The organism is Shewanella inventionis, assembly GCF_019931735.1.
In the GTDB taxonomy this organism is placed as follows: Bacteria; Pseudomonadota; Gammaproteobacteria; order Enterobacterales; family Shewanellaceae; genus Shewanella; species Shewanella inventionis.
Window position 1 is genome coordinate 2376195 of the sequence record NZ_CP082926.1, and the last position, 25042, is coordinate 2401236.

Annotated in this window: 18 protein-coding genes; 13 read left to right on the plus strand and 5 right to left on the minus strand. The window is 41.7% G+C overall.

What is annotated here, in order from left to right; all coding sequences use genetic code 11:
* Positions 1-599: 599 nt before the first annotated feature.
* Positions 600-1565, minus strand: coding sequence for a cysteine synthase A (cysK, locus tag K8B83_RS10595; RefSeq protein ID WP_188737483.1), 966 nt, complete (start codon positions 1563-1565; stop codon positions 600-602).
* 387 nt (positions 1566-1952) lie between these two features.
* Between cysK and K8B83_RS10600 the strand changes: the two genes are divergently transcribed.
* Positions 1953-3074: a beta-ketoacyl-ACP synthase III gene (locus tag K8B83_RS10600; protein WP_188737486.1), complete on the plus strand. Its 1122-nt coding sequence runs from the start codon at positions 1953-1955 to the stop codon at positions 3072-3074.
* 32 nt (positions 3075-3106) lie between these two features.
* The gene (locus tag K8B83_RS10605; RefSeq protein ID WP_223419955.1) at positions 3107-4339 is read left to right on the plus strand and encodes a response regulator; all 1233 of its coding nucleotides are present in this window, start codon (positions 3107-3109) and stop codon (positions 4337-4339) included.
* Positions 4340-4420: 81 nt separating this feature from the next.
* Here K8B83_RS10605 and K8B83_RS10610 read toward each other — a convergent pair whose 3' ends face one another.
* Both K8B83_RS10610 and cysZ read right to left on the minus strand, forming a co-directional pair.
* The gene (locus tag K8B83_RS10610) at positions 4421-6745 is read right to left on the minus strand and encodes a carbohydrate binding family 9 domain-containing protein (protein WP_223420049.1); all 2325 of its coding nucleotides are present in this window, start codon (positions 6743-6745) and stop codon (positions 4421-4423) included.
* A gap of 190 nt (positions 6746-6935) precedes the next feature.
* Entirely contained in the window at positions 6936-7709 is a 774-nt protein-coding gene (gene cysZ, locus K8B83_RS10615) for a sulfate transporter CysZ (RefSeq protein WP_223419956.1), read from the minus strand.
* A 160-nt stretch (positions 7710-7869) separates the two neighbouring features.
* On the opposite strand from cysZ, the gene K8B83_RS10620 reads away from it, so the two are divergent.
* From K8B83_RS10620 to K8B83_RS10655, 8 genes are all read left to right on the plus strand, one after another.
* Positions 7870-11295 carry an AAA family ATPase gene (locus tag K8B83_RS10620; protein WP_223419958.1) on the plus strand — a complete coding sequence of 1142 codons (3426 nt, stop codon included), beginning with the start codon at positions 7870-7872 and terminating at the stop codon, positions 11293-11295.
* Positions 11296-11316: 21 nt separating this feature from the next.
* Positions 11317-12384, plus strand: coding sequence for a cell division protein ZipA (gene zipA, locus K8B83_RS10625; RefSeq protein WP_223419960.1), 1068 nt, complete (start codon positions 11317-11319; stop codon positions 12382-12384).
* 134 nt (positions 12385-12518) lie between these two features.
* Complete coding sequence (ligA, locus tag K8B83_RS10630) at positions 12519-14531, plus strand: NAD-dependent DNA ligase LigA (protein WP_223420051.1); 2013 nt, start codon at positions 12519-12521, stop codon at positions 14529-14531.
* Between the two features lie 54 nt (positions 14532-14585).
* Positions 14586-15083, plus strand: coding sequence for a DUF2919 domain-containing protein (locus tag K8B83_RS10635; protein ID WP_188737498.1), 498 nt, complete (start codon positions 14586-14588; stop codon positions 15081-15083).
* 68 nt (positions 15084-15151) lie between these two features.
* On the plus strand, positions 15152-16363 hold the full coding sequence (locus K8B83_RS10640) for an HD-GYP domain-containing protein (RefSeq protein ID WP_223419962.1): 1212 nt from the start codon (positions 15152-15154) through the stop codon (positions 16361-16363).
* Positions 16360-17166, plus strand: a complete 807-nt coding sequence (locus K8B83_RS10645; RefSeq protein ID WP_223419964.1) for an SDR family oxidoreductase — start codon at positions 16360-16362, stop codon at positions 17164-17166. Before K8B83_RS10640 ends, K8B83_RS10645 begins: the two co-directional genes overlap by 4 nt.
* 50 nt (positions 17167-17216) lie before the next feature.
* Positions 17217-17450: an RNA-binding S4 domain-containing protein gene (locus K8B83_RS10650; protein ID WP_223419965.1), complete on the plus strand. Its 234-nt coding sequence runs from the start codon at positions 17217-17219 to the stop codon at positions 17448-17450.
* Positions 17451-17461: 11 nt separating this feature from the next.
* Positions 17462-17854, plus strand: a complete 393-nt coding sequence (locus K8B83_RS10655; RefSeq protein WP_188737507.1) for a ribonuclease E inhibitor RraB — start codon at positions 17462-17464, stop codon at positions 17852-17854.
* Positions 17855-17990: 136 nt separating this feature from the next.
* On the opposite strand, the gene K8B83_RS10660 is transcribed toward K8B83_RS10655, so the two are convergent.
* Together K8B83_RS10660 and K8B83_RS10665 are read right to left on the minus strand one after the other, a co-directional pair.
* Positions 17991-18191, minus strand: coding sequence for a hypothetical protein (locus tag K8B83_RS10660; RefSeq protein ID WP_223419967.1), 201 nt, complete (start codon positions 18189-18191; stop codon positions 17991-17993).
* Positions 18192-18314: 123 nt separating this feature from the next.
* A complete protein-coding gene (locus K8B83_RS10665; RefSeq protein WP_188737510.1) occupies positions 18315-18992 on the minus strand; it encodes an SDR family NAD(P)-dependent oxidoreductase in 678 nt (225 codons plus the stop codon).
* A 202-nt stretch (positions 18993-19194) separates the two neighbouring features.
* Between K8B83_RS10665 and K8B83_RS10670 the strand changes: the two genes are divergently transcribed.
* From K8B83_RS10670 to K8B83_RS10680, 3 genes are read left to right on the plus strand one after another with little or no spacing between them, the layout of a single operon-like run.
* Complete coding sequence (locus K8B83_RS10670; protein ID WP_223419969.1) at positions 19195-19956, plus strand: TSUP family transporter; 762 nt, start codon at positions 19195-19197, stop codon at positions 19954-19956.
* A gap of 48 nt (positions 19957-20004) precedes the next feature.
* Complete coding sequence (sbcD, locus tag K8B83_RS10675; protein ID WP_223419971.1) at positions 20005-21321, plus strand: exonuclease subunit SbcD; 1317 nt, start codon at positions 20005-20007, stop codon at positions 21319-21321.
* Positions 21321-25019: an AAA family ATPase gene (locus tag K8B83_RS10680; protein ID WP_223419973.1), complete on the plus strand. Its 3699-nt coding sequence runs from the start codon at positions 21321-21323 to the stop codon at positions 25017-25019. The genes sbcD and K8B83_RS10680 overlap by 1 nt, the downstream gene beginning before the upstream one ends.
* Positions 25020-25042 lie beyond the last annotated feature (23 nt).

Below are 25042 nucleotides of genomic sequence, written 5' to 3' on the forward strand. Positions count from 1 at the left end.
TTTTTTATTATGGTGTAATTGTTGTCAATATATTGCTGAGCAAGTTGACATAACATTACACGTACATGGATATAACCATTAACGAAATAAAAAACAACACTGTAAAGTTTAATCGTTTCCAGTTAAGAGTTAACTTATGTCGTTATTTTTAAATACAAAAAATCAACAAGTGGGCGACTTAAATACAAATTTGTAAATTATTGCATTTACAAAAGTTGATATTGTTATCGAGGTGTTGGTAAATAATGTTAATAATAAATTCGCAGACGGTTTTTTAATCTAATATTGTTGATGATATGTAATTTAAATTTATTTAAAAAATAAGATGAATTTATTTAATAATGGGATATTTAACGATAAACGTGATGATAAATAGCACAATGGCATATTGCATACATTATATAAAAATAGGTTAATGCCATTACGCTTGCTGAGAAATTTCAACCAAAAATGTAATCCAGGTGTTGGATATGCAATTTTATTGATTGTTTATGCATCTCAATATATAAAAAAGCCAGCAATTTTTTGCTGGCTTTTTAGTGATACCGATAAGGTGTTTGAGCTAAACCCAAACAATTGTACGCTGGTATGTGGTGTATTTACTGTACGTTTTCGCTATCGCCAAATTCACCAGCAAATAATACTGATGATAAATAACGCTCTGCAGCCGACGGTAGAACAACCACAATGGTCTTGTCTGCAAATTCTGGTAACGCAGCAATACGGTTTGCTGCAACAACAGCAGCGCCTGAAGAAATACCCACTAAGATACCTTCTTCTTTCATTAAGCGGCGTGCCATTTCAATAGACTCTTCGTTAGTGACTGCTTCAACACGGTCAATAATCGATAAGTCTAGGTTGCCCGGAATAAAACCAGCACCAATACCCTGAATTTTATGAGGGCCTGGTTGGATCGGTTGTCCTGCTAATGCTTGTGCAATAACCGGTGAGTCAGCGGGTTCAACAGCGACTGAAGTAATGGTTTTACCTTGTGCTTTAAGGTAACGGCTTACACCTGTTAATGTGCCACCTGTACCTACACCTGCAACAAATACGTCAACAGCACCATCGGTGTCATTCCAGATTTCAGGGCCGGTGGTTTTTTCATGTATCTCTGGGTTAGCAGGGTTACTAAATTGTCCAAGTACTAAATATTTTTCTGGGGCTGATTGGCGAATTTCTTCTGCTTTATCAATCGCGCCTTTCATGCCCTTAGCGCCTTCTGTTAACACTAAGTTTGCACCTAGGGCTTTGAGTAACTTACGGCGCTCAAGGCTCATCGTGTTAGGCATGGTTAATGTTAATTTGTAACCGCGAGCAGCAGCAACATAAGCAAGTGCAATACCTGTGTTACCTGAAGTCGGTTCTATTAATTCGATGTCTTTGGTTAGCAAACCTTTTTTCTCTGCATCCCAAATCATGTTAGCGCCAATACGACACTTAACACTGAAGCTTGGATTACGTGCTTCTACCTTTGCTAACACCTTGCCATTACTGACACGGTTTAAACGAACTAACGGGGTATTACCTAAAGTGTATGAATTATCTTCGAAAATTTTGCTCATGGATTATTTGCTCCTATGGTTGCATCAAACAATCATAATCAGATAGACAGGATTTAGAAGTGAAAGTTTGTTCTTCTTTATTCTTTTTAGTTATTAGCGTTTATGCTGTTATACTAAATCAGCAGTTATTGCTGGGTTATTGGCCTTTTAGGCTAAAGAATGCTCAATTGATGGTCTGACCATTATGCAATTTTAATTTAGTATGACGAAAACAAAATATAAAATACTAGAATAGCTGCAATCAGTTAATTCAGCTCGCGCAAAAGCAATAAGACAGATGCAGAGGGTAGTGATTGTAATGACATCATTATACTTAACTCACATCAGGGGACCGTCTTGTTGCTAATGAGCATTAACTCTCTTACTCACAAATAATGGTAGAGCAAAATGAATAAAGTTGTGATTTCTGGTAGTGGTTTGTACACACCACCGCATAGTGTGTCTAATGACGAATTGGTCACTTGCTACAACAGTTATGTTGATCAATATAACCAACAACATGCCGCAGAGATAGAGGCGGGGACGACAGCCGCATTGGCATACTCTTCAAGTGAGTTTATTGAAAAAGCATCAGGCATTAAAAGCCGCTATGTGATGGTTAAAGACGGTATTTTAGACACCAATATCATGATGCCATTAATAGCCGATCAACCATCTGAAGCATTATCCATGCAAGCGGAAATGGGCATAGCTGCGGCCAAACAAGCCTTAGAACAGGCAAATGTTAACCCGGAAGATATCGATTTAGTGATTGTTGCCTGTGCTTATACCCAACGAGCCTATCCAGCCATTGCCATTGAAATTCAACAAGCCATGGGCACGAAAGGTTTTGCCTATGACATGCTAGTGGCATGTTCATCAGCCACCTTTGCAATTGTGAATGCGGTTAATGCAATACGCGGAGGTACAGCAAGTCGTGTGTTAGTGATTAACCCTGAGTTGACCTCACCACAAATTAACTTTCGCGATCGTGACAGTCATTTTATTTTTGGTGACGTAGCCACTGCTGTGGTGGTTGAGCGTGCTGATCTAGCAACATCGACGAATGCCTTTAGTGTGTTATCGACTCGTTGTGTAACCGATTACTCAAGCAATATTCGCAGTAACTTTGGTTTTGTTAATCGTTGCGATCCAGCAAATATCAACAGTGCTGATAAGCTGTTTCATCAACAAGGTCGTAAGGTGTTTAAAGAGTTACTGCCGATGATTTATCAACACCTTGATGCTCAGTTTGTTGACGAGCAAATAAAACCTGAAGAGTTTAAGCGTTTATGGTTACACCAAGCTAACATTAATATGAATTTGTTTGTTGTGAAAAAACTGCTTGGTGATAATGTTGAACCAACACAAGCACCTATCGTTTTGGATGAATATGCCAATACGGCTTCTGCTGGCTCTGTGATTGCTTTTCACAAATATAACCAGGACTTTAAAACCGGCGATTTAGGCTTGTTGTGTTCATTTGGTGCTGGGTATTCGATTGGCAGTATTGTATTAGAGAAGTGTTAATTTATTTAATAATCAGATAAAAGGGCAATGTATTGAGAATATTGATTGTTGAAGACAGTGAAACGATATCTAAAATCTTAAAACATTTAATTGTGCAAGATCTTGGTTATCATGTTGATATTGCACCAGATATGGCCAGTGCACTCACGTTGTTGGAGCAGCATCAGTATTTTGTTGTCGTTGCCGATTTGAACCTACCAGATGCATCTAATGGCGACATTGTGCGTCTGGTGTTATCTGCTTATAAAACACCGTGTATTGTGTTAACCAGCAACCTCGATGCTGATCAGCGGCGTGAAATTTTAAAATTAGGTATTGTTGACTACATACCAAAAGACAACCGTTACAGTTATCAGTATGTGGTAAAACTTATAGATAGGTTATATCGCAATCAACAGGTAAAAGTGCTGGTAGTGGATGATTCTGTTGTTAGCCGTAAGTTTGTGCGTATGTTGCTTGAGCATCACCTTTTTCAAGTAATAGAAGCTAATGACGGTGAAGCAGCGCTTGCCATACTAGAGCAAGAGGATGATATTCAACTGCTGATCACCGATTACAACATGCCTATCATTGACGGTGTTGAGTTGATCCTGCGTGTACGTGAAAAATATAACCGTGAAGATATCGCGATTATAGGTTTGTCTAATGACAGTGACGAAAGTTTATCGGCAAAGTTTATTAAAAATGGTGCAAATGACTTTTTACAAAAGCCATTTGTTCATGAAGAGTTTCATTGTCGGGTGCTCAATACGTTAGATTCGCTCGATATGATGCGAAATTTATGGAGCAAGGCAAACCGTGACTATTTAACTAAAATTTATACTCGGCTGTATTTTTTTTCCGAACACAACAGCAAAGATTCTGAAAACGCTTTACTGTCGGTGGCATTATTAGACTTAGATTATTTCAAAAAAATTAACGATACCCATGGCCATGATGTTGGCGATCAGGTGTTAATTGAGTTTGCTCAGCGTCTAGACAATGCATTTGGATCTAATTTTACGGTTGCCCGGTTTGGCGGTGAGGAGTTTGTGGTGGCATTTAAAGGATTAGATGACATTAAAACGACTACCTTAATGGATAAGTTTAGAGAACAATGCGAAGCTAATCCTATGCAAACCACCGCGGGTGATTTAGTGGTTACGTTTAGTTGTGGTGTTGCAACGAGAAATAATGAAACACTGGATCAAACATTACAACGTGCCGATGAACTCTTGTATCAAGCAAAAACGGCGGGGCGTAATCAAGTGATTAGGGCCTGTTGATACCAAAAGTTATCCCAAAACAATAATGCCGTTGATGTAGTTCATCAACGGCATTATTGTTATTTGGACGGGAAAATTTTGTTATAACAACCAAGCGTAACTTACTTTCATGAAGTAGGTTTTTTCATCTTGAGTTAATGAGTCAATATCATCATTTGCTACAAATGCATCAGAATAACCAAGGTAAAATACACTTTGTGGATTTAATTTGTAGCCATACAACAACTCGTTACCAAGATCTTGATAGAGACTATCGGGCTTTTGGTATAAATATAGCGCTGGATCGCGTTCAATGTGGGTATAAACCGTACTGAAACGAATAAAGCTGTTAAGTGTGAGTTGCCAATTTAACCGTACATCACTGAGATTTGCCGTAAACAAACGGCCATCATCAACATCTAATGTTTGATAACGGTGTGACACATCAAGAACTAATGATTCAGTTAACTTCCACTCAACACCGGGATTGAACATATTAACAGTTGCAGAACGATTGTTGGCAAAATCAATATCATCACCTAAATACATGTCGAGCTCTAATTTCAGCGAGCCGATAGGGGTGAAGTTGGTGTAAAACCAAGCTAATGTTTCGTCAAACATGGTGGTATTGTTGTCAATATCACTGATACTTGGGTTATGACGTCTCCCAACGCGTTTACGCTGAACAATACCTGAAGCAATATAGCTTTGGAGTCCACCTTCAAACTCTATAAACATTTCGGCTTCTTGTTCGAGTAATTCATGATTTTCGCTATGGCTGATATCCCAGTCGCCGCCAAGTTCTATTCGATTAAAAAAGTTGTCTTGTGGATACCACATGTAGCCACCGCCAATAACAAACTTATTGACATCGACTTTGTCGATAAACCCTAAGTCTGCTCTAAAATCACGGCCAATAGACTGATATTGGCTCGAGGCATACCAATTACGGCGTTCATGCAGATAAGTCACATTTAACATTCCATCATCAAACTCATCTTCTTTGTTGGTGCGCAGTACACGCTCATTGAGTGCACAATTACCAAATTGACAGTCAGCAAGATCTTGGTTGCAATCGTTGTTATTGCAAAATTGCGTGAACAAATCTTCAGGGTAAGCCGTTTGTGAGTGTGCATACTGGGCGGTCAGAGTGTCTTGCTTAGTGGGCTGATATTTAATGTCGGCGCTGGCTAGATAGTTATGGTAGTCATTGGCTTGTTTTAATGTCACTAAACCACCAATTGAAAATTGCTTACTGGGGTCAAAGCGATATCGAGTTGCCACATTATGGCTTTGCTCATCAATGACAGCGATATCTGAACTTAAGTTACCGGGCACCAAAAACTGACTTTGTTCATCATTTGCCGCCAACATGGCAAAGGTATGATCATCGGTTTTGCTGGTGAGCTTTATTCCATAATCGGGTGAGCTAATGTTGCGAGTGTGCAGTAACTCAAGTTGCGTGTCGAAATAATCTTTATTGTCTAAGAAAAACGCCCGTTTTTCAGGAAAAAACAATGCAAACGTATTGTTAACATCTAATTGACCTGCATCGGCTTCAACCTGTGAAAAATCAGGATTAATAGTTGCATTAAGTAAGGTTGTTGGTGTTATTCCCCATCGTAAATCAACACCAGCCTCAACATGGGTTTTATCATCCCAAGGGCCTGCATTACTCACGTCTCGTTGGTTATTTTGGTTTGCAACTAGTGATGGCGTAATTTGCAAGTCTTTACCTTGAGTCGCCCCTTCAAGGCCTGTTGCAGTGCCTAGTTGACACAGCTGGCAAGACACATTGCGGTCAATTTTATGGGTCGAGAAACGGTGAGTCTTGTTTCTTGGATAAAAGCGGATAAGTTCGATGCCCCATGTTTGTAAGGGGTGGCGGTCATCAAAGTTAAATAAACGCAGCGGCAGTTGTATTTCGACCTGATAGCCTTTATCGGTTAATTTGCCTTTGCTGTACCAAATACCATCCCAGGCGTCACTTTCTTGGCCTGTCAGTTCGTTTTCAATTGAATCACTTTGTACGCCATAGGCATTGATAAAAAATTGATAGGCTAAGCGGGCATTATTAAAGGTATCAAGCTTAATACCCACCATATCATCTCCCCAAGATTTATCTCTATCCCTGAGGTTTACCCTGATCTGTTCGGGTGCGGGGTCATGTGCGATAAAAGCAAAGTATAAGCTCGATTTTGAGGCAAACACTTTAGCGGAAGTCGTCACTGGTGCGGCAATATTTTCGCCTGGTGAGGTTTCATATTTAAGCGTGACTTCTGCAGCTTGTTGCCATACCGCTTCATTGAAATCGCCGTCTATTTCAACTTCTTGATTAATTGTTGGAATAGTTAAATGAAATTGTTCACTAGAGCCGGCAAAACTCAGCGGTGTGACACCAGCAGACAAGACACACGCCATTAACATTCCACGCAAAACGTTACTCACAGTCACTGTTACTCTTTAATTGTTATTTGAGGCTATTGTCGCAAAAAAGTGTCTTTAGGGCAGGTCTGACTTGTGAGTAACGTATCAATGAATTGTTACAGGATGTTGGCGTGACATAAAAAAGCCTGTTCAACAGAACAGGCTAATGGTCATCCAAACATAAAGTGTTTTAATCTGGAGCGACAAGTGGATTTTTGTATGCGTCACGGTATTTATCAACCCACATCGCGGTTGCACCACAAATAGCCACAGGCATCACAATAAAATTAACAATTGGGATCATTGAAAATAATGTGACCGAAGCGCCAAAGCTATAGCTTGACCCTTTGGTATTTTTAAGCGCGAATTTCATGTCATTAAAACTGACTTTATGGTTGTCAAACGGATAGTCACAATACTGAATAGCCATCATCCATGCGGTAAATAAAAACCATAAAACGGGTGCTGCTGTTTGGCCGATAACGGGTACCCAAAACAATATCAAAAACAGTAATGCTCGTGGTAAGTAGTATTTTAACTTAGTCCACTCACGACCAAGGATACGCGGTAAGTCCTTTATCATGTCTACAGAAGAGCCAGTATTAACATTTTTACCTGTAAGGTGTTGTTCTACTTTTTCGGCGAGCAAACCATTAAAAGGCGCCGCTAACCAGTTCATCACCGAGCTGAAAACGAAAGACATAACAACTAACATGGTTAACACCGCTAATGGCCATAAAAAGAAATGCAACCAAGTTAAATAGTCAGGCAACTGACCATTCATCCAGTCAAAAAGTTCAGATAGCTGGCCGACTGCAAAATACATTGCACCTGCAAAAAGCACTAAATTAATCATTAACGGGATAAATACAAATGAGCGTAATCCCGGCTTTTTAATTAATTGAAAGCCTTGCATAAAATAATTTACACCGCTCTTTTTTACGGCTTGAGTGTTGTTTATCATTAAATACGCCTGTTTTGTGTCTTATAACATTGATTTTGACTAGCCAATGATAATAAAACAAGCGATAAACTGTTTCAAAAGGATAAAAATCGTTACAAAATGCAGCTCAATTGCTAAAGTGAGCTGCTTTTTTCTTTTAATGCGTACCTGAACTGGCAACATGAGATTAAAACAAATAAAACTTGCTGGATTTAAGTCGTTTGTAGACCCAACAAAAATCCCATTCGATAATGCGCTTTCTGCCATTATTGGCCCTAATGGTTGCGGCAAATCAAATGTGATTGATGCCGTGCGTTGGGTGCTGGGAGAAAGTAGCGCTAAAAATTTACGTGGCGATTCGATGACCGATGTGATTTTTAACGGCTCATCTTCACGTAAACCCATTTCTGTCGCTGGCGTTGAATTAGTTTTTGAGAACTCTCAAGGGCGTTTAGCAGGACAATATGCAAGCTATCAAGAGATTTCTGTTAAGCGGCAAGTCAATCGTGACAGTGAATCGACTTATTTTTTAAATGGTCAAAAATGTCGTCGCAAAGACATTACCGATCTGTTTATGGGTACTGGGCTTGGTCCACGCAGTTACGCCATAATCGAACAGGGCACTATCTCTAGGTTAATTGAATCTAAACCGCAAGAGCTTAGGGTTTTTATTGAAGAAGCCGCAGGCATTTCGCGTTATAAAGAACGTCGCCGTGAGACTGAAAATCGCATTCGCCATACTCGAGAAAACCTTGAGCGTTTAAATGACATTCGAGTTGAACTTGGCACTCAACTCGATAAATTATCACAGCAAGCAAAAGCAGCATTACAGTATCGCGAACTTAAAACCCATGAGCGCTTGCTCCATAGTCAGCTATTGGTGATGCGTTATCAGGAACTGCTGTTCCAAACAGATACACTTGATGGCGAACTGACTTCGCTAAATAGCCAATCAGAACAACTGCAAGCTACATCACAACATGCCGATACCAGCTTGACCTTGCTCAAACAACAACTTGCTGAATTAAGCGATGCAGAACATAAAATAGTTGAACACTTTTATGCCACGGGCAACCAGATTACCAAGCTTGAACAACAGCTGAAACATCAGCAGCAACAAGATACACAGTTACAGCAACAAATAAGTGCTGTAGAGCAACAATTAGCCGTTGGTGAGCAGAAGATTGCGACGCTAAACGATAATTATCAACTTTTGCTGATTCAAGCTGATGCACTAACACCGCAATGTGAACAAGCCCAAATGGCGCTTGAGTTCATTGATGAGCAGCTTGCCGTGATTGAAGAAGCCTGTGATGAGCAACAATTGCAATTAACTCAATATGCTGAAACTTTGGCATCGAATAAAATGCAATTGGCGTTGTCGCAGTCAAATTTCACTCACCAGCAACAAAGTTTGCAGCAGGACGAACGGCAAAAGCAGCAATTGGAGCAAGAGCTTGCAGCGCTAACTTTGCAAGACAATCAAACCCAATTAGCCGATACACAAACGCAACTGGCTCAAATTGATACGCAACTCGATAACGCACTTCAAGAGCAACGCGTGCGTGAGCAACAAGTTAGCGCAACCCAGCAGGGTGCAGAGCAGCAACGTGAACAATATCAAACGCTAAAACAAACGATTACGCATCGCCATGCCCGTTTACAGCTTATAGAGGAACTACTTGCCGCCCACACACAAACCGCAGGGCAGCAACTTTGGCAAGTGCTTGACGTGCAACCAGGTTGGGAAAAAGCAGTCGCTATGGTGTTGCATGGGCTGAGTCAATTTCCGGTATTGAGTCACGAAGAATCTTCAACTAACCCAAAGCCAATCGGGTTTACTCAAGGGCACACAACAAGCAATATTGCCTTTAAGACCGAGGTTAATCTCGCACCTTGGCTCAAATCAGTAACCTGGGTTCATACACTTGATGAGGCAAAACGACTTTTGCCACAATTAAGTGAAGATAGCTATTTAGCAACCCAAGATGGTTATCTTGTGGGGCAGGGTTTTGTGTTAAATCAAACCCAAGCTGGGCAGTCTGCTATTGTACTTAGTCAAGAGCGGACCGAATTGAATGAGCAATTACTCGAGTTTGAAAGCCAGTTGAACCTTTCTCAACAAGCCTTAACAGCAAGTACACAACAAGCCGCAGAGCAACAATTACAATTAGGCCAGCTACAACAAACGTGTCATCAATTGCACATTAGCCAGACTAAATTGCAGTCCATTTTGGCTAGCTTGCAGCAGCAACAACATGATAAACACCAAAAACAGCGCAAATGCCACGACGCCTTAGTTCAGCTTGAGCAGGCTTACAATGATAAGCAAATGCAAATAGAGGCCTACGAAGAGCAAATCGTTGCTCAAGAAGAGGCGCTGTCGATTGCCATAAACCAACACGAAGTGGCTCAACATGCTTGGCAAAACAGCCAGGCAAAACTGCGTGAAACCAAAACACAGCGTGCACAGGCGCTTAATCTGCTCACACAGCACCAGGCTCAATTACAAAAACAGCAGACTCAGCAGGCGCTGAGCTCTCAACAATTGCAACAACAAACTGAAAAACAAGCAGAGCTGTCAAGTCAATACGATCAGTTGCAACAAATATTACAACAGAATCAGCAGCAACGTGGTGAGCATCAACTGGCACAATTATCGGCTCAGCTGACACAAACACTTGAGCAGCAGCAAGCCCTCCAGCTACAATTGCAACAAAACCGCGCTCAACAGGCTGAGTTACAAACCAGTTTAGATAGCTCAGTATTGATGCAAAAACAACAGCTTGTAGCGTTACAGGACTTGACTCAAAAGATAAGCGCGTTAAAGTTACGTCGTGAGGGTTTAAAAGGGCAGGCCAATGCCCAACTGCAATTATTGCAAGAGCAGCAAATTCAGTTGCAACAGGTCATTGCCGATATGCCAGAGCACGCAAGTGTTAACGTATGGGCAGAGCAGCTTGAAAAGGTAAAACAAAAAATAGTTCGCTTAGGGGCGATTAACCTCGCAGCAATTGAAGAATTTGAAACTCAACGCGAGCGAAAAGCATATTTAGACAGCCAAGACGATGATTTAAATAAAGGGTTGTCAACGCTAGAAGATGCCATTATAAAAATAGATAAAGAAACAAAAAGCCGCTTTAAATCGACATTCGAAGCGGTTAATCACGATTTAGGGCAGCTATTCCCTAAAGTGTTTGGTGGTGGTAGAGCGTATTTGGCGCTCACTGATGATGATTTACTTGATACTGGCGTGACTATCATGGCACAGCCGCCAGGCAAGAAGAACAGCAGCATACATTTACTTAGTGGTGGAGAAAAAGCCTTAACCGCTTTATCATTAGTCTTTGCTATTTTTAGACTAAATCCAGCACCTTTTTGTATGTTAGATGAAGTTGATGCACCTTTAGATGATGCCAACGTCGAACGTTTTTGTCGTTTGTTGCAAGAAATGTCTCAAAGTGTGCAATTTATTTATATCAGTCACAATAAAATAACGATGGAAATGGCTGATCAACTCATTGGCGTTACTATGCATGAACCGGGCGTTTCAAGGATAGTCGCAGTGGACATTGAAGCCGCAGTTGCCTTAGCCGATGCGGTATAAATTAGAAAGACAGGGATACTAATGAAAGATCTACAACTGGTGTTGTTTGTACTAGGTGCGATTGCAATTATTGCAGTGTTAGTGCACGGTTTTTGGTCAATTAGAAAACAACAACCTAAAGCAATGAAACAAAGTCCAATGGCCGGATTTTACAAAGACCAAGCGCAACGTCGTGACTCAGAAGGGTTCGACGCTGATGGCATTGGTAAAGTGCGTGTACGTAAAGCCGACGAAGTTGATGAACCGGTAATCAAACCGATTTTAAAAACAAATCTAGGCCAAAAAACGGAACATTCAGATCCAATCCCAAGCCATACCCCTTTGCAAGATTCATTACGTCGCACGCCTGAGCCAGCAAAGCAGCCTACTCAACAAGCTTTGTTTACAGATGAGGAAACCGCACCTTCAGCACCTGTTGCTCCGTCACTCGTGCAAAATGTGAGTTCAGCAATGAGCTCACCTAAAAAGATTTTTAATTCTGCAACGAGCACTGGCAAGTTAGAAAGCTATACCGGTAAACCATTACCGGTAAGAGCTGAACCGGTGAAAGCTGAACCTGTTAACACACAATCGGCTAAAATTGAGCCTAAAGTGCAGCAACAAACGCTAAACACAGCCCCTGAGCAGATGGCTACACAGGAAACCCCAGCAAAAACGGTTCAAGCAAATGATCCTGTCGAGCCTACAGACGTGCTCGTGCTGCATATTGTTGCAAAGCAAGGCCAACAAATACATGGTGCGGAGTTATTGCCTAGTTTGTTGTCACTTAATTTTAAATTTGGTGATATGGATATTTTCCATCGCCACATTGATAATGCAGGTAATGGTAATGTATTGTTTTCATTAGCCAATATGTTAAAGCCTGGTGTGTTTGACCCAGACAATATGGAGCAGTTTGTTACTCAAGGCGTGGTGTTGTTTATGACATTGCCTGCTTTTGGTGACCCCATAATGAACTTTACCATTATGCTTAACTCTGCTTATCAGATTGCTGATGATTTAGACGCAGAGATCCTTGACGGCCAACGTCAGCCTTGGTCTGACGCTATTAAGAAAGATTATCTTAGACGAGTAAAAGCGGCGCTATAATATTATCCGCTTATTCTCAATGCTATAAGGCCGCCGCAGCGGCCTTAATTGTTTTATCCCTATTATTTTGCCAGTAGTGCCTCACACTGGCTAAACAAATGAAAGTACATACTTGTATGATGACGGATACCCAAATGCACGAACTTCAAACTGAAATCGATCAACTCACTCAGGCAATTAATCAACATAATATTCGATATTACGTAGACGATGCACCGTCAATTCCCGATGCAGAATACGACAGATTAATGAAACGTTTGATTGAGCTTGAACAAGCCCATCCGCACTTAGCGTTACCGGACTCGCCCAGTAAAAGAGTGGGGGGGATTGCGTTACAAAAATTTGATCAAATCACCCATCTAAAGCCGATGCTCAGTTTAGATAATGCGTTTGAAACCGATGATTTTGTTGCATTTAATAAACGTATTGCCGACAAAGTGGGTGCAGTTGATTATGTTTGTGAGCCTAAGCTTGACGGTTTAGCGGTGTCGATTACATATCGTAACGGAGTACTTGAACGTGCAGCTACTCGTGGCGACGGCTCTGTGGGCGAAGACATCACACAAAATGTGCGTACTATTCGCGCTATTCCCCTTAAGTTACGTGGTGAAGGCTTTCCGGAGTTAGTTGAGGTTCGTGGTGAAGTGTTTATGCCTAAAGCGGCATTTGAGGCGTTAAACCAACGTCAAATGGCTAAAGGCGATAAAGTATTTGTTAATCCTCGCAATGCCGCTGCGGGGAGTTTACGGCAATTAGACAGCAAAATTACCGCATCTCGCGCCCTAGGATTTTACGCCTATGCACTTGGCGTTGTCGAAGGCGAGTCTCAAACAATGCAATTGACTCATTATGGCCAATTGAACCAACTAAAGCAGTGGGGATTACCGGTAAGCCTAGAAGTTAAAGTCTGTGACACCCTAGAAAATGTATTTACATATTATCAAGATATTATGTCTCGTCGCAGCCAACTTGAATATGAAATCGACGGCGTAGTGATCAAAGTCAATGACATAGAAAAGCAGCAGACGTTAGGTTTTGTTGCTAAAGCACCACGTTGGGCAATTGCTTATAAATTCCCAGCACAAGAAGAAATGACATTACTTGAAGCCGTTGACTTTCAAGTGGGCCGCACAGGTGCAGTTACCCCTGTAGCCCGTCTAAAACCTGTGTTTGTAGGTGGGGTTACGGTATCAAATGCGACATTACATAATGCTGATGAAATAGCCCGTTTAGGCGTAAAAGTTGGCGATACAGTGATTATTCGCCGTGCCGGTGATGTGATCCCGCAAATTGTTGCCATTGTGCCAGAGCAACGTCCAGATGATGCTCAAGACATTGTGTTTCCTCAGTATTGCCCAGTATGTCAAAGTATTGTGGAGCGCCTAGAAGGTGAAGCCGTTGCCCGTTGTAGTGGAGGATTGTTTTGCGAAGCTCAGTGTAAAGAAGCCATTAAACATTTTGCCTCACGTAAAGCATTAAACATTGATGGTTTAGGCGATAAAATTGTCGAGCAGCTGATTGATAAAGAATTAGTCAAAACCCCAGCAGATTTGTTTTCGCTTACCGCTTCAGCCATCACCATGTTAGATCGAATGGCGATGAAGTCTGCCACCAATATTGTTAATGCCATTAAACAGGCAAAAACCACCACTTTAGCGCGTTTTTTGTATAGTTTAGGTATACGTGAAGTCGGTGAGGCAACAGCAGCAAACCTGGCGCAACATTTTGCTGAATTTGACAAAATTCGCACCGCCAGTGTTGAGCAATTGCTTGAGGTGAGTGACGTAGGCGAAGTGGTTGCAAGGCACATAAGTCAATTTTTTGCTCAACCACATAATATTGAAGTAATAGAACAATTACTCAATGCAGGTATTACCTGGCCAAAGATAGCGCAAGCCGATGAGTCACAACTCAGCCTTAAAGGACAAACTTGGGTACTTACCGGAACCTTAAGCCAACTCAATCGAAATGACGCTAAAGCACAATTACAAGCACTTGGCGCAAAAGTTGCGGGTAGTGTATCTAAAAACACAGATTGCCTAGTCGCAGGGGAAGCTGCTGGGTCAAAGCTTGCAAAAGCACTAGAATTAGGTGTTAAAGTCATAGACGAACAAGGACTCCTAGACTTACTTAATGCCAGTCATTAATCTGATAAAGATAAACATTGAACTAATGCCTATGGCCGCCGATAAGAGTAAATTGTGAATTTTAGTCATATAACCTGGCTTGACGATCGCGGCCATATCAAACCGCCATTATTTTTATATTTAATATTGGTGTTTCTGGCCAGAGGTTGGTGTATTTTTATTGCATCACTCACTCAGTTTAATGACCGCTCTGGTTTAGTAAGGTTGTTTTATCCAGAAAAAACCGACTTTATTTTGGCCTTAGTTGCGGGGGTTGGAGCGGTATTTATTTATGGGTTGATTATTGCTGAGCGTAAGCGTAGTTGGCTAATATTAAGGCCATTATTTTGTAAAAGTATCTGGTTTTTATGGTTTTTACTTATTTTAGATGGTGTTTTTTTACTGCAACGAATAGTGCATGATGATTATTTATTTAAACTGGGTTACTCATTAGATGCGCTTTTTTTATTTTGGTCTGTGATTTATGTACTAAAATCAAAGCGGTTAAGTTACTACTTTGCTGATTGGACAACCGAAGATAACGACAGCCATCAGCCAACAAAAACACAATAACGACAATGTTAGCGTAATAATGACATTATCACTCCAGCTGGTATGGCAAATGTGAAAGGATCACTACTTTGGCTAAAGCAGAATTAACACAAATACCCGTTTCTGAAATGGTGATTGGTTTAACCGTTAAGCTGCCGTTGTCGTGGACCAGCCATCCTTTTTTTCGCAGTAAAGTAAAATTAGAGCGACAAGTTCAAATCGAGATGATAAAAGGGCTCGATGTCGATTTTGTTTATGTGATAGACGGCCATGATTTATTGCCGGTAGTAGCAGCACCAGTTGACGTTGAATCGCCAGCAGAAGAGCAAATCCAAGAAGTAGATTACCGGCCATTGGCTAAAAAAAGCATGCGAGTAAGTCAGCAACGCTTTATCAAGTGCGTTAATGACAGCCGTACCGTGTTTAGTAAAGTGGTGAGCGATCCAGAAGGTGCTTATCGCGAGGCTGCAACACTAGTAGAGAGCTTGGTTGAGCACCTATACGAAAGTGATACGCCACATTTAACCCTAGTCAGTAGTGGTGAAGCCGATGTGAGTGTGACCCAGCATGGTATTTCTGTTTCGGTTTTGTCGATGATGATTGCCCATGCACTTGCATTGTCTAAAAAAGAAGTGCGCGATATCGCCCTGGGCAGTTTATTTCATGATATTGGTAAACTTAAAGTGCCAGAAGAAATTAGGCGCAAACGGGGAGAATTATCTGATGTTGAAACCAACTTTTTAAAGAAGCATCCTAATTTTGGTTACGACATGTTAACCCGAAGTGGGCTCTTTCCTGAAGCCATGCTTGATATTGTTTTACATCATCACGAATACATTGATGGCAGTGGTTTTCCTGATGGCTTAACTGAAGCTAAGTTATTAATGACGACTCAAGTTGTGTCGTTAGCTAATGACTATGAAACCTTGTTATCTAAATACCATACCCCTCAAATAGCGCTGGGAATTTTATTTAAAAATCACAGCAGCAAACATAGTGATAAATTAATCTCAGTATTAGTTAAAATCTTAGGGATCTACCCGCCCGGAACCATAGTGCGCTTAACTGATGACAGTATGGCTAAAGTGATGATGACTACCGCAGATGTAAAACAGCCTCATGTTTGGGCGTGTGATAGCACAGGTGGCAATCCTGGTTTTAGATTTTTAATTAACGAAGATGTACAGGTTAAAGAAGTCATTAAGATAGATGAGTTAACAGAGGGCGCCACTAAAACGTTGCAAACTAACAACCCCATTAGCTTTTACTTTAATCATTTTAGTCATCAAGAGAATCAATGAATACAATAACAGTTATTGGTTGTGGTTGGTTTGGCCTACCTTTTGCCAAACACCTTATAAACCAAGGCTTTCAAGTTAAAGCGTCAAAACGACAAGTCGACGATTTAGTCTCTTTACCGCAATTAGGTATTGAAGCTTACCAGTTGGATTTGGCTAATGTCAGCCATGATGCAAAAAACTCATCGTTATTTGATGCAGATGCCATTGTCATTAATATTCCACCTGGGCTCAAACGTGGCAATTCCGATTACCTTCATTATTTAACAACACTTAAACAGTTAATGGGTGCAAGGCTGTATCAAAAAGTGATTTTTATTAGCACGACGGGCGTGTATCCCTCTGATGATCAAACGGTCACCGAAGCTGATGCCAGCGCGTTTAACGATACTGCCAGTACCTTGCTGCAAGCAGAAGCCATATTTGCCACTCTGCCTAATAGCTGCATTGTGCGGTTTTCTGGTTTGGTGGGTCCTAAGCGTCATCCAGGACGTTTTTTTGCTGGTAAGTCAGATGTTAGCGGCGCTAACGTTGCCGTTAACTTAGTGCATTTAGATGATTGTATAGCCGCAGTGAGCCTAGTATTAACCAGCTCAAATACATTGCCCATTTATAATGTTGCAGCGCCAATACATCCTACTCGTGGTGAGTTTTATGTTGCAGCAACAACCCACCTTGGCTTAACCGCACCACAATTTAATTTACAGCATCAACCGAGCAAAGTGATTGATGGTCAATTAATTTGCCAAGATTTAGGTTTTCAATATCGTCATCCAGATCCACTTAAAATGCTTGATGCTTGCTAAACGGTCATAGGCTATAATAGCGGGCATATTTTGATTAAAAGGCAATTATTGTGACGACTCAAACTCAAGCGTTTGCATTACTTCCAGGTGATGAATTCGTAGAACTGTACAAAGTATTAAAAGTACAAGGCTTAGTAAATGGTGGTGGCGATGCAAAGCATGTTATCACTGAAGGTCAAGTGACCGTTAATGGCGAAATTGACACCCGTAAACGTAAAAAATGCATTGTAGGTGATGTTATTTCGTTTAACGGTGCAAACATTGAAATAGTTGCGGCGCAATAAAGGACAAATACATGCAATTCCCTGATGATGATAACGGCCAAATGTTAGCAGCAATGGCTGAAGCTGGCATTGATTTAACCCAATCACTTGAAGTTGATTTCTTTTTGGTATTTGACGATCAGCGTGATGCTGAATCAGCTATCGAAGCCTTAACTCAGAGCGACATGAAGGGTGAACTAGAGCTTAACTTTGATGAAGAAAGTACCAAGTGGGAAGTGATTGTTTGCCTACAAATGGTGCCAGAATATGATGCTCTTGTTGCCAAAGAAACCGAGTTAAATAGCTTTGCACAAGAGTTTGACGGTATTTCTGATGGTTGGGGCGTAATGCAACATCAGCATGGCGACGATGAGTTTGCTGATGACGATGATGACCACGAATGCAGTGAGCATTGTCACCACTAATAATATCTCGTTTCATCATGTATTGATTTATTTTCAATAGATAGAAAAAGCCGTTAATGCTCGCATTAACGGCTTTTTTATTATTAACCAATTAATCCACTAGTCAGCTAACGAATCAACAGGCCGATAAGAAAAGCTATTCTTTAATTTCTTCAACCACTTCTTTGGTTTCTCGGCCAATGGCTTTCACCGTATCGCGTGTGCCGTGCCCAATTGCCGTGGTGACTTTTTTCGTTGTGTGGCCTATTTCTTTGCCAGTCTGTTTTAATTCTGCGCAAGCGGATAAGCACAGCACCATGCCTAAGGACACTAAGATTAAAATGACTTTTTCATACATTGTAGTAACCTGCTAATTTGTAGGTGTTAAATACAATCTAAAAGATGGACTGGTATAATAGATCTCCAATCAACCAGAAACAATGATAAGTAACTGCCCATAGGGTTTACATTACTGCTTTAGCTAACCACGGTTAATGGTTAAATCAGAAATATAGCCATGCTGCGTTGCCACCAAGGCATTTTTTAGCATCAGCGCAGCTTCATCGGCTGTCATAAAGCTTGATGTGTCAATATCTTTACCGCTGGTAGACCAAAAATCGGTCGCCATTCCGCCAGGGTAAACCGCAATTAATTTCATTGGGCAACCTTTTAGCTCTAACCTTAACGACTCAACTAAGCCTTTTACCGCCCATTTTACCGCACAGTAAGTTGACTCATTTGCTTTGCCGGCGAGGGCTGCAGTCGACATTACCACCACGACATTAACCTTATGATCGCGATAGCGACTCACAAGCTCACGTAATACTAAAATACTGGATGTGAGGTTGTTGCTAATGAGCTGATCAATAGCTTGTGGGTTTTGTTGTTCGATAGGGCCAAAGTAACCACTGCCAGCACAATGAATGACTGTCGTGGGTGGTGTCGATAATTGTGAAAATAATCGACTTACATCGTCAGCAACACTCAAATCTGCAACTTGGCTGACAACTTTGTCTTGCTGTGCTGGGGTTAGTGTCGCGGTCACTGCGGCCAGTTTTTGTTTGCTACGTCCGCTAATGAGCAGTTGGCAATCGTCGGCTGCATAGTGTTGAGTAAGTGCAGCACCAAGGCCGCTGCTGGCACCTGTAATGACAATCATCGTAAATCCTGAGGCAAATTTTCATTAAGCTGGTCACTATACCAATGCCTATGCAAACTGCAATCGTGGATAATTGGTGATGCATTCAATAAACGTGAATAAATTAACAGAACGCTTTGTATTTTGACGTTAAAGATTGTCTAATAACGCCTTGCTCATTGTCATACAGACAACACATTTATCGCGAATAACGAGAACCTCCATGTTTGAACTCACACTCCAGCTTGCCGTTGTTTTATTTGCTGTTGCTTTAATTGCCGGATTTATTGACTCCATAGCCGGTGGTGGTGGCTTATTAACAATACCCGCATTGATGTGGGCTGGTCTGCCTCCAGCTGCTGCATTAGGTACCAATAAGTTGCAAGCTTGCGGGGGCAGTTTTTTTGCCAGTTTGTATTTTGTGCGCAAAGGCATGGTTGATTTACGCAGTATTCGGTTATCGTTGGTATGTGCTTTTATAGGAGCCGCAATAGGCACTGTTTTTGTGCAAATGATTGACGCTAAGCTGCTTGAGTTAGTGCTGCCATTTTTAATATTAGCCATAGGGTGCTATTTCTTATTTTCTAAAAAGATCAGTGAAGATGATCGCCAGCAAGTTTTCACCCCCACTGTGTTTGCCTTCACTGCTGCGCTTGGTGTTGGCTTGTATGATGGATTTTTTGGCCCAGGCACCGGCAGTTTTTTTGCATTGGCTTTTGTCTCTCTTGCGGGGTTTGGACTGGCTAAAGCTACAGCTCACGCTAAGTTATTAAATTTTGCCACTAACATAGCATCATTAATCTTCTTTTTAATTGGTGGCCAAGTCGTGGTGGTGTTAGGGCTTATTATGTTGATAGGGCAATCTATAGGCGCAACGCTTGGCTCACGCTTAGTGGTGACTAAAGGTGTTAAAATTATTAAGCCGTTGGTGGTGATAATGTCACTGGGTATGAGCCTTAAATTACTCTGGTCGCAATACATGTAACAGGGCAGCAGACTGTTTATTAAAGTTAGTTTTCATTAAAGGGATGTTATGCGCATTATTCACACATCAGACTGGCATTTAGGGCAATATTTTTATGGCAAAAGCCGTGCGGCAGAGCATGAAGCTTTTATGGCGTGGTTACTTGATCAAATAGATACTAATCAAGTTGATGCCCTCATTGTAGCCGGTGATATTTTTGATACAGGAACACCGCCAAGCTATGCTCGCGCGTTATACAATCAATTTATTGTTCAAATTCAACAAACGGGTTGCAAGCTGATTATTTTGGGTGGCAACCATGACTCCGTATCAACGTTAAATGAATCACGGCATCTATTAGCTTGCCTTAATACCACTGTTATCCCTGGGGCGTTTGAGCAAGTGAGTGAACATGTATTACCGCTTAAAAACCGGCAGGGAGAGCTTGGCGCCATTTTGTGCGGTCTTCCTTATCTTCGCCCTCGTGACATTGTGTTGAGTGAGTCTGGTGAATCATCAACAGATAAGCAGCACAAGCTAGGGGCTGCCATTAGTGATTTGTATCAGCGCTGCTTTGAGCAGGCAACCGAGTTAAATGCTTCACTTTCATCAGCCGTGCCAATCATTGCAACAGGACATTTAACGACAGTAGGAGCCAGTACATCAGAGTCGGTTCGAGACATTTATATTGGCAGTTTAGATGCCTTTAATGCGGCGCATTTTCCGCCTGCCGACTACATTGCCTTAGGGCACATTCATCGCCCACAAGTGGTGGCAAAATCTGAACACATTCGTTACAGCGGCTCGCCAATAGCGTTAAGCTTTGATGAGTTAACAAACCAAAACGATGCTAAAAAATCCGTATTTTTGGTTGAGTTTACTGATAATAAACTTGCGCACGTTACGCCGCTTATGGTGCCAATGTTTCAAGCGATGCAGGTGTTAAAAGGTGATTTAGACAGTATAGCGCAACAATTAAATACGTTTGCTGCAAATGCACAGGGCACGGCAACAACTTGGTTAAGTATTGAAGTGTCGCAGCAAGATTATTTGTCTGATCTGCAATCACGCATTGCCGACATGACTCAAGATAAAGCCGTTGAAGTATTACAACTTAAACGCGCTAGAAGCCAACGACAACAACACATTAAGCAACTTGATAATGAGACCTTGTCAGAGCTCAGTGTGAATGAAGTCTTTGCAAGACGATTAGCGCAAGAGCAGTTTGATACTCCCTCACAACAAGCTCAGCTTGCTCGCATAAAGCAGCAATTTAGCCAGGTTGTGTCGGAAGTAGAGTCAGAAATCAATCAACAAGACTCAGCTGCCAGCCATGTACTTCACGAGTCAATGGATCAAAAGCGTGAGCAAGAAGGTCAAGCATAATGAAAATCTTAAGCCTACGTTTTAAAAACATTAATTCACTAAAAAATGAATGGAAAATCGATTTTACCCAATCACCGTTTGCTGAAAATGGCTTGTTTGCCATTACAGGCCCAACGGGCGCAGGTAAAACAACCATTTTAGATGCAATTTGTTTAGCGCTATACCACCGCACTCCGCGGTTAAATACTATTTCAAAAAACACAAACGAATTAATGACCCGTGGCACAGCTGAGTGTTTAGCGGAAGTTGAATTTGAAGTAAAAGGTGTCGCATACCGTGCTTTTTGGAGTCAGCGCCGATCACGTGATAAAGCAGACGGCAATTTACAAGATGCTCAAGTTGAATTAGCCTTACTGAGTGATGGAAAAATTCTTGCCAGTCAGATTAAACGTAAAACAGAGTTGGTAGAAGAAATCACCGGGCTTGATTTTGCGCGTTTTACTAAGTCGATGATGTTATCTCAAGGACAGTTTGCCGCCTTTTTAAATGCAGAAGCCAACGAGCGAGCAGAATTATTAGAAGAACTGACCGGCACAGAAATATACAGCTTAATTTCAGCTCGAGTGCATCAACACTTTAGCGATGCCAAAACCAATTTAAAGGTGTTAGAAGCCAAGCTTGGCAGCGTAGAGCTGTTAGATGACACTCAGCGTGCAGCACAAGAGATACAAATTAAACAGCTGGATCAATCGTTAGATGCACAGCAACAGCAGCTTTCTAAGCTCAACGAATTGTTAACCTGGGCAGACGACACTACACAAGCTAACAACAACCTTGCTCAGGCTAAAGCGCTGCATCAGCAAGCACTGTTGCAGCAACAACAGCACAGTGAAGCACTCGCTCAACTAGCGCATAGCGAACCGGCTCAGCAGATTTCTCCCTTGTTTGACCAACAAGTCTTAGCGCAAACCAAAGTGGCCAATTTAACGGCACAAATAGCTACGCTGACACAACAAACGCAGCAAGCGGATACCGCGTTAACCACTTATAAACAGCAACATAGTAAAAGCCAGCAGCAGCTTAATGAGGTTAGCAAAGCACATAACGCACTACTGACTTTAATCGATAAGCAAGTGCTGCCTTTAGATCAACAAATTGCCCAGCTAAGTTTCCAATTATCGCAAGTGACGTCAAGCCAGCAACAAACAGAGCAGCAGCAACAAGAAGCGATTAAACAACAGCAAGCATTATTGGATCAACAAGCGACATTAACAGCCGCTAAACAACAAATAACCCAGCAACTTGACAGCCTGCCTCAAGGGCAAGAAGTGGCCAAAAAATTTGCCGCATGGCAAAACCAGTATCAGCAGATTATACAATTAAGTCAGCAAGGTGAAGGTGTTAAGCAACAGTTAGATAAACAAAAGCTGACCCTAAATGAAACCGAAAAAGCGTTAACACAGAGCGCTCCTAAAATAAGCCAAGCGCAGGCTGATTTCGCGCAAACATCGGCACAACACACGGCCAGCCAAGGTGCATTAACCACGTTGTTAGCTGGGCAAGATGAAACGAAGATAAATGCGCAATACCAACAATTATTGCAGCAACAAACTCATCGTTATCAGCTAAGCCAATTGTTTATCCAGTTTGAACAACAACAGCAGCAATACCAAACCTTAACCAGTCAATTGGCACAGATTGACGAAGAGTCATTAGCAGTAGCTCAATCGCTTACCGCAGTAAGAGCCCAGTGGAGTGATAAAAATCTGCAATACAAAGATGTGCAAATGTTACTGCAACAAGAGCAGCAAATTGCCAGTTTGAGTGCACAAAGAGCCAAGTTAAAAGCAGGTGAACCTTGTGCACTGTGCGGTTCGACCGAACATCCCTTGATTGAGAAATATGAAACACTCAATGTAACTGCAACTGAGTTGCGTGCCCAGCAGCTACAAATCGAATTAGATGCGATTAAACAGCAAGGGGAAGAGTTAAAAAACCAGCAAACAGCGATGCAAGTGAATCAAGAGCATGTTCAAAAACAATTAAGTCAGGCTCAATCGCAAATACAAGCAACACAAACACAATGGCTGCAACAAACACAAGCACTCAATGTTTCTCTGCCTTTAACATTGCAATCTAACTCATCCTTAGCCGCTTATCTTGCTGATGCTGAAAATAAACAACAACAGTTAGCATCGACCATAGAGCAGATTAATCAAAGCCAGAAAACCTTACATCAACATCAGCACGCTTTTGTACAAGCAGAGCAAGCGCTCAGTAAACTGATAAACCAGCAAGAGTTATTGCAACAACAGCGAGAAAATGTGCAGCAGTCGATGTTAGCGCAGCAGCAACAGCTGGAAGCGTTAAACCAGCAACAAGCAGACATGATTGAGTTAGTGACGTCACACATTAATGCCTGCGGCCTTAGCGCCCCTGATATAACTCAAGCTACAAACTGGTTAGCACAATTGCAACAGCAGCTTGATGCATGGACTCACGCGCAGCTACAGGCGGTAGAAAACCAGCAAGCGTTATCAATTACCACTGAAAAGCTTGCAGCAAGTCAGCAACAGATAACGGACATCACCGCGAAACTAGCATTAATCACAGAACAAGTGAGCCAAGCTCAAGCTCAGCTCGATAATGTCAAAGCACAGCGCCAAGCCATATTTGGCGACAAGGTCATTGACGATGAAAAATCTCACAGTCAACAAGTATTAGAGCAGGGACAACAAACTTTAGCGGCGATAGAGCAACAAGTGCAGCTTGCCGATAAACAGTTAACCAGCTTACAAGCACAACAGCACAGTATTACTGTGCAGGCTAACGATGCCACGGCAGAATATCAACAATTACAGCAACAATGGCAAACTGCTTTGCAAGACAGTCCATTTGCCGATGAAGCTGCTTTTAAACAAGCAAGGTTGACGCCGCAAGCGCGACAAAAGTTACAACAACTTAAACAACAACTCGACAATGACATTGTTAAAGCAAACACCATTGTTGAGCAAGCCAGTTTACGCCAAACCGAGCTCGCCGAACTTGGCGAGCAAAAACAATACCATGGTCAACATGTTCATGAATCTCAGCAGCAACAACAAACCATAACAACACAGCTCCAGCATGATAAACAGATGCTGTGGCGATTAACTCACGAGCTTGAGCAAGATGCGAGCAAACGAGCTGGCCAGCAACAACTGCTAATTGAGTTGGCCCAATTGCAACAAGAATACGATGACTTGGCTTGCTTACATTCGTTAATAGGTTCACAAAAGGGCGATAAGTTCCGTAAGTTTGCCCAAGGCCTTACTTTAGACCATTTAGTCGCTCTGGCGAATCGGCAGCTTGAACGGCTTCAAGGACGCTATTTATTAGAGCGTAAAGAGTCAGATGCGCTTGAGCTACAAGTGCTAGATACCTGGCAAGGTGATGCCGTTAGAGATACCCGAACCTTGTCGGGGGGAGAAAGCTTTTTAGTGAGTTTAGCCCTTGCATTGGCGCTTTCTGATCTTGTTAGTCATAAAACGAGCATTGACTCACTGTTTTTAGATGAAGGCTTTGGTACTTTGGATAGCCAAACATTAGATACCGCATTAGATGCACTCGATAATTTGAACGCCTCGGGCAAAATGATAGGTGTGATTAGCCATATTGAAGCCATGAAAGAACGAATTAGCGTGCAGGTAAAAGTGAATAAAATGAATGGGCTTGGGATCAGTAAATTACAAAATGAGTTTGCTGTTAATGCAACTTGATCGGCTTCAAACTCCCGTAATTA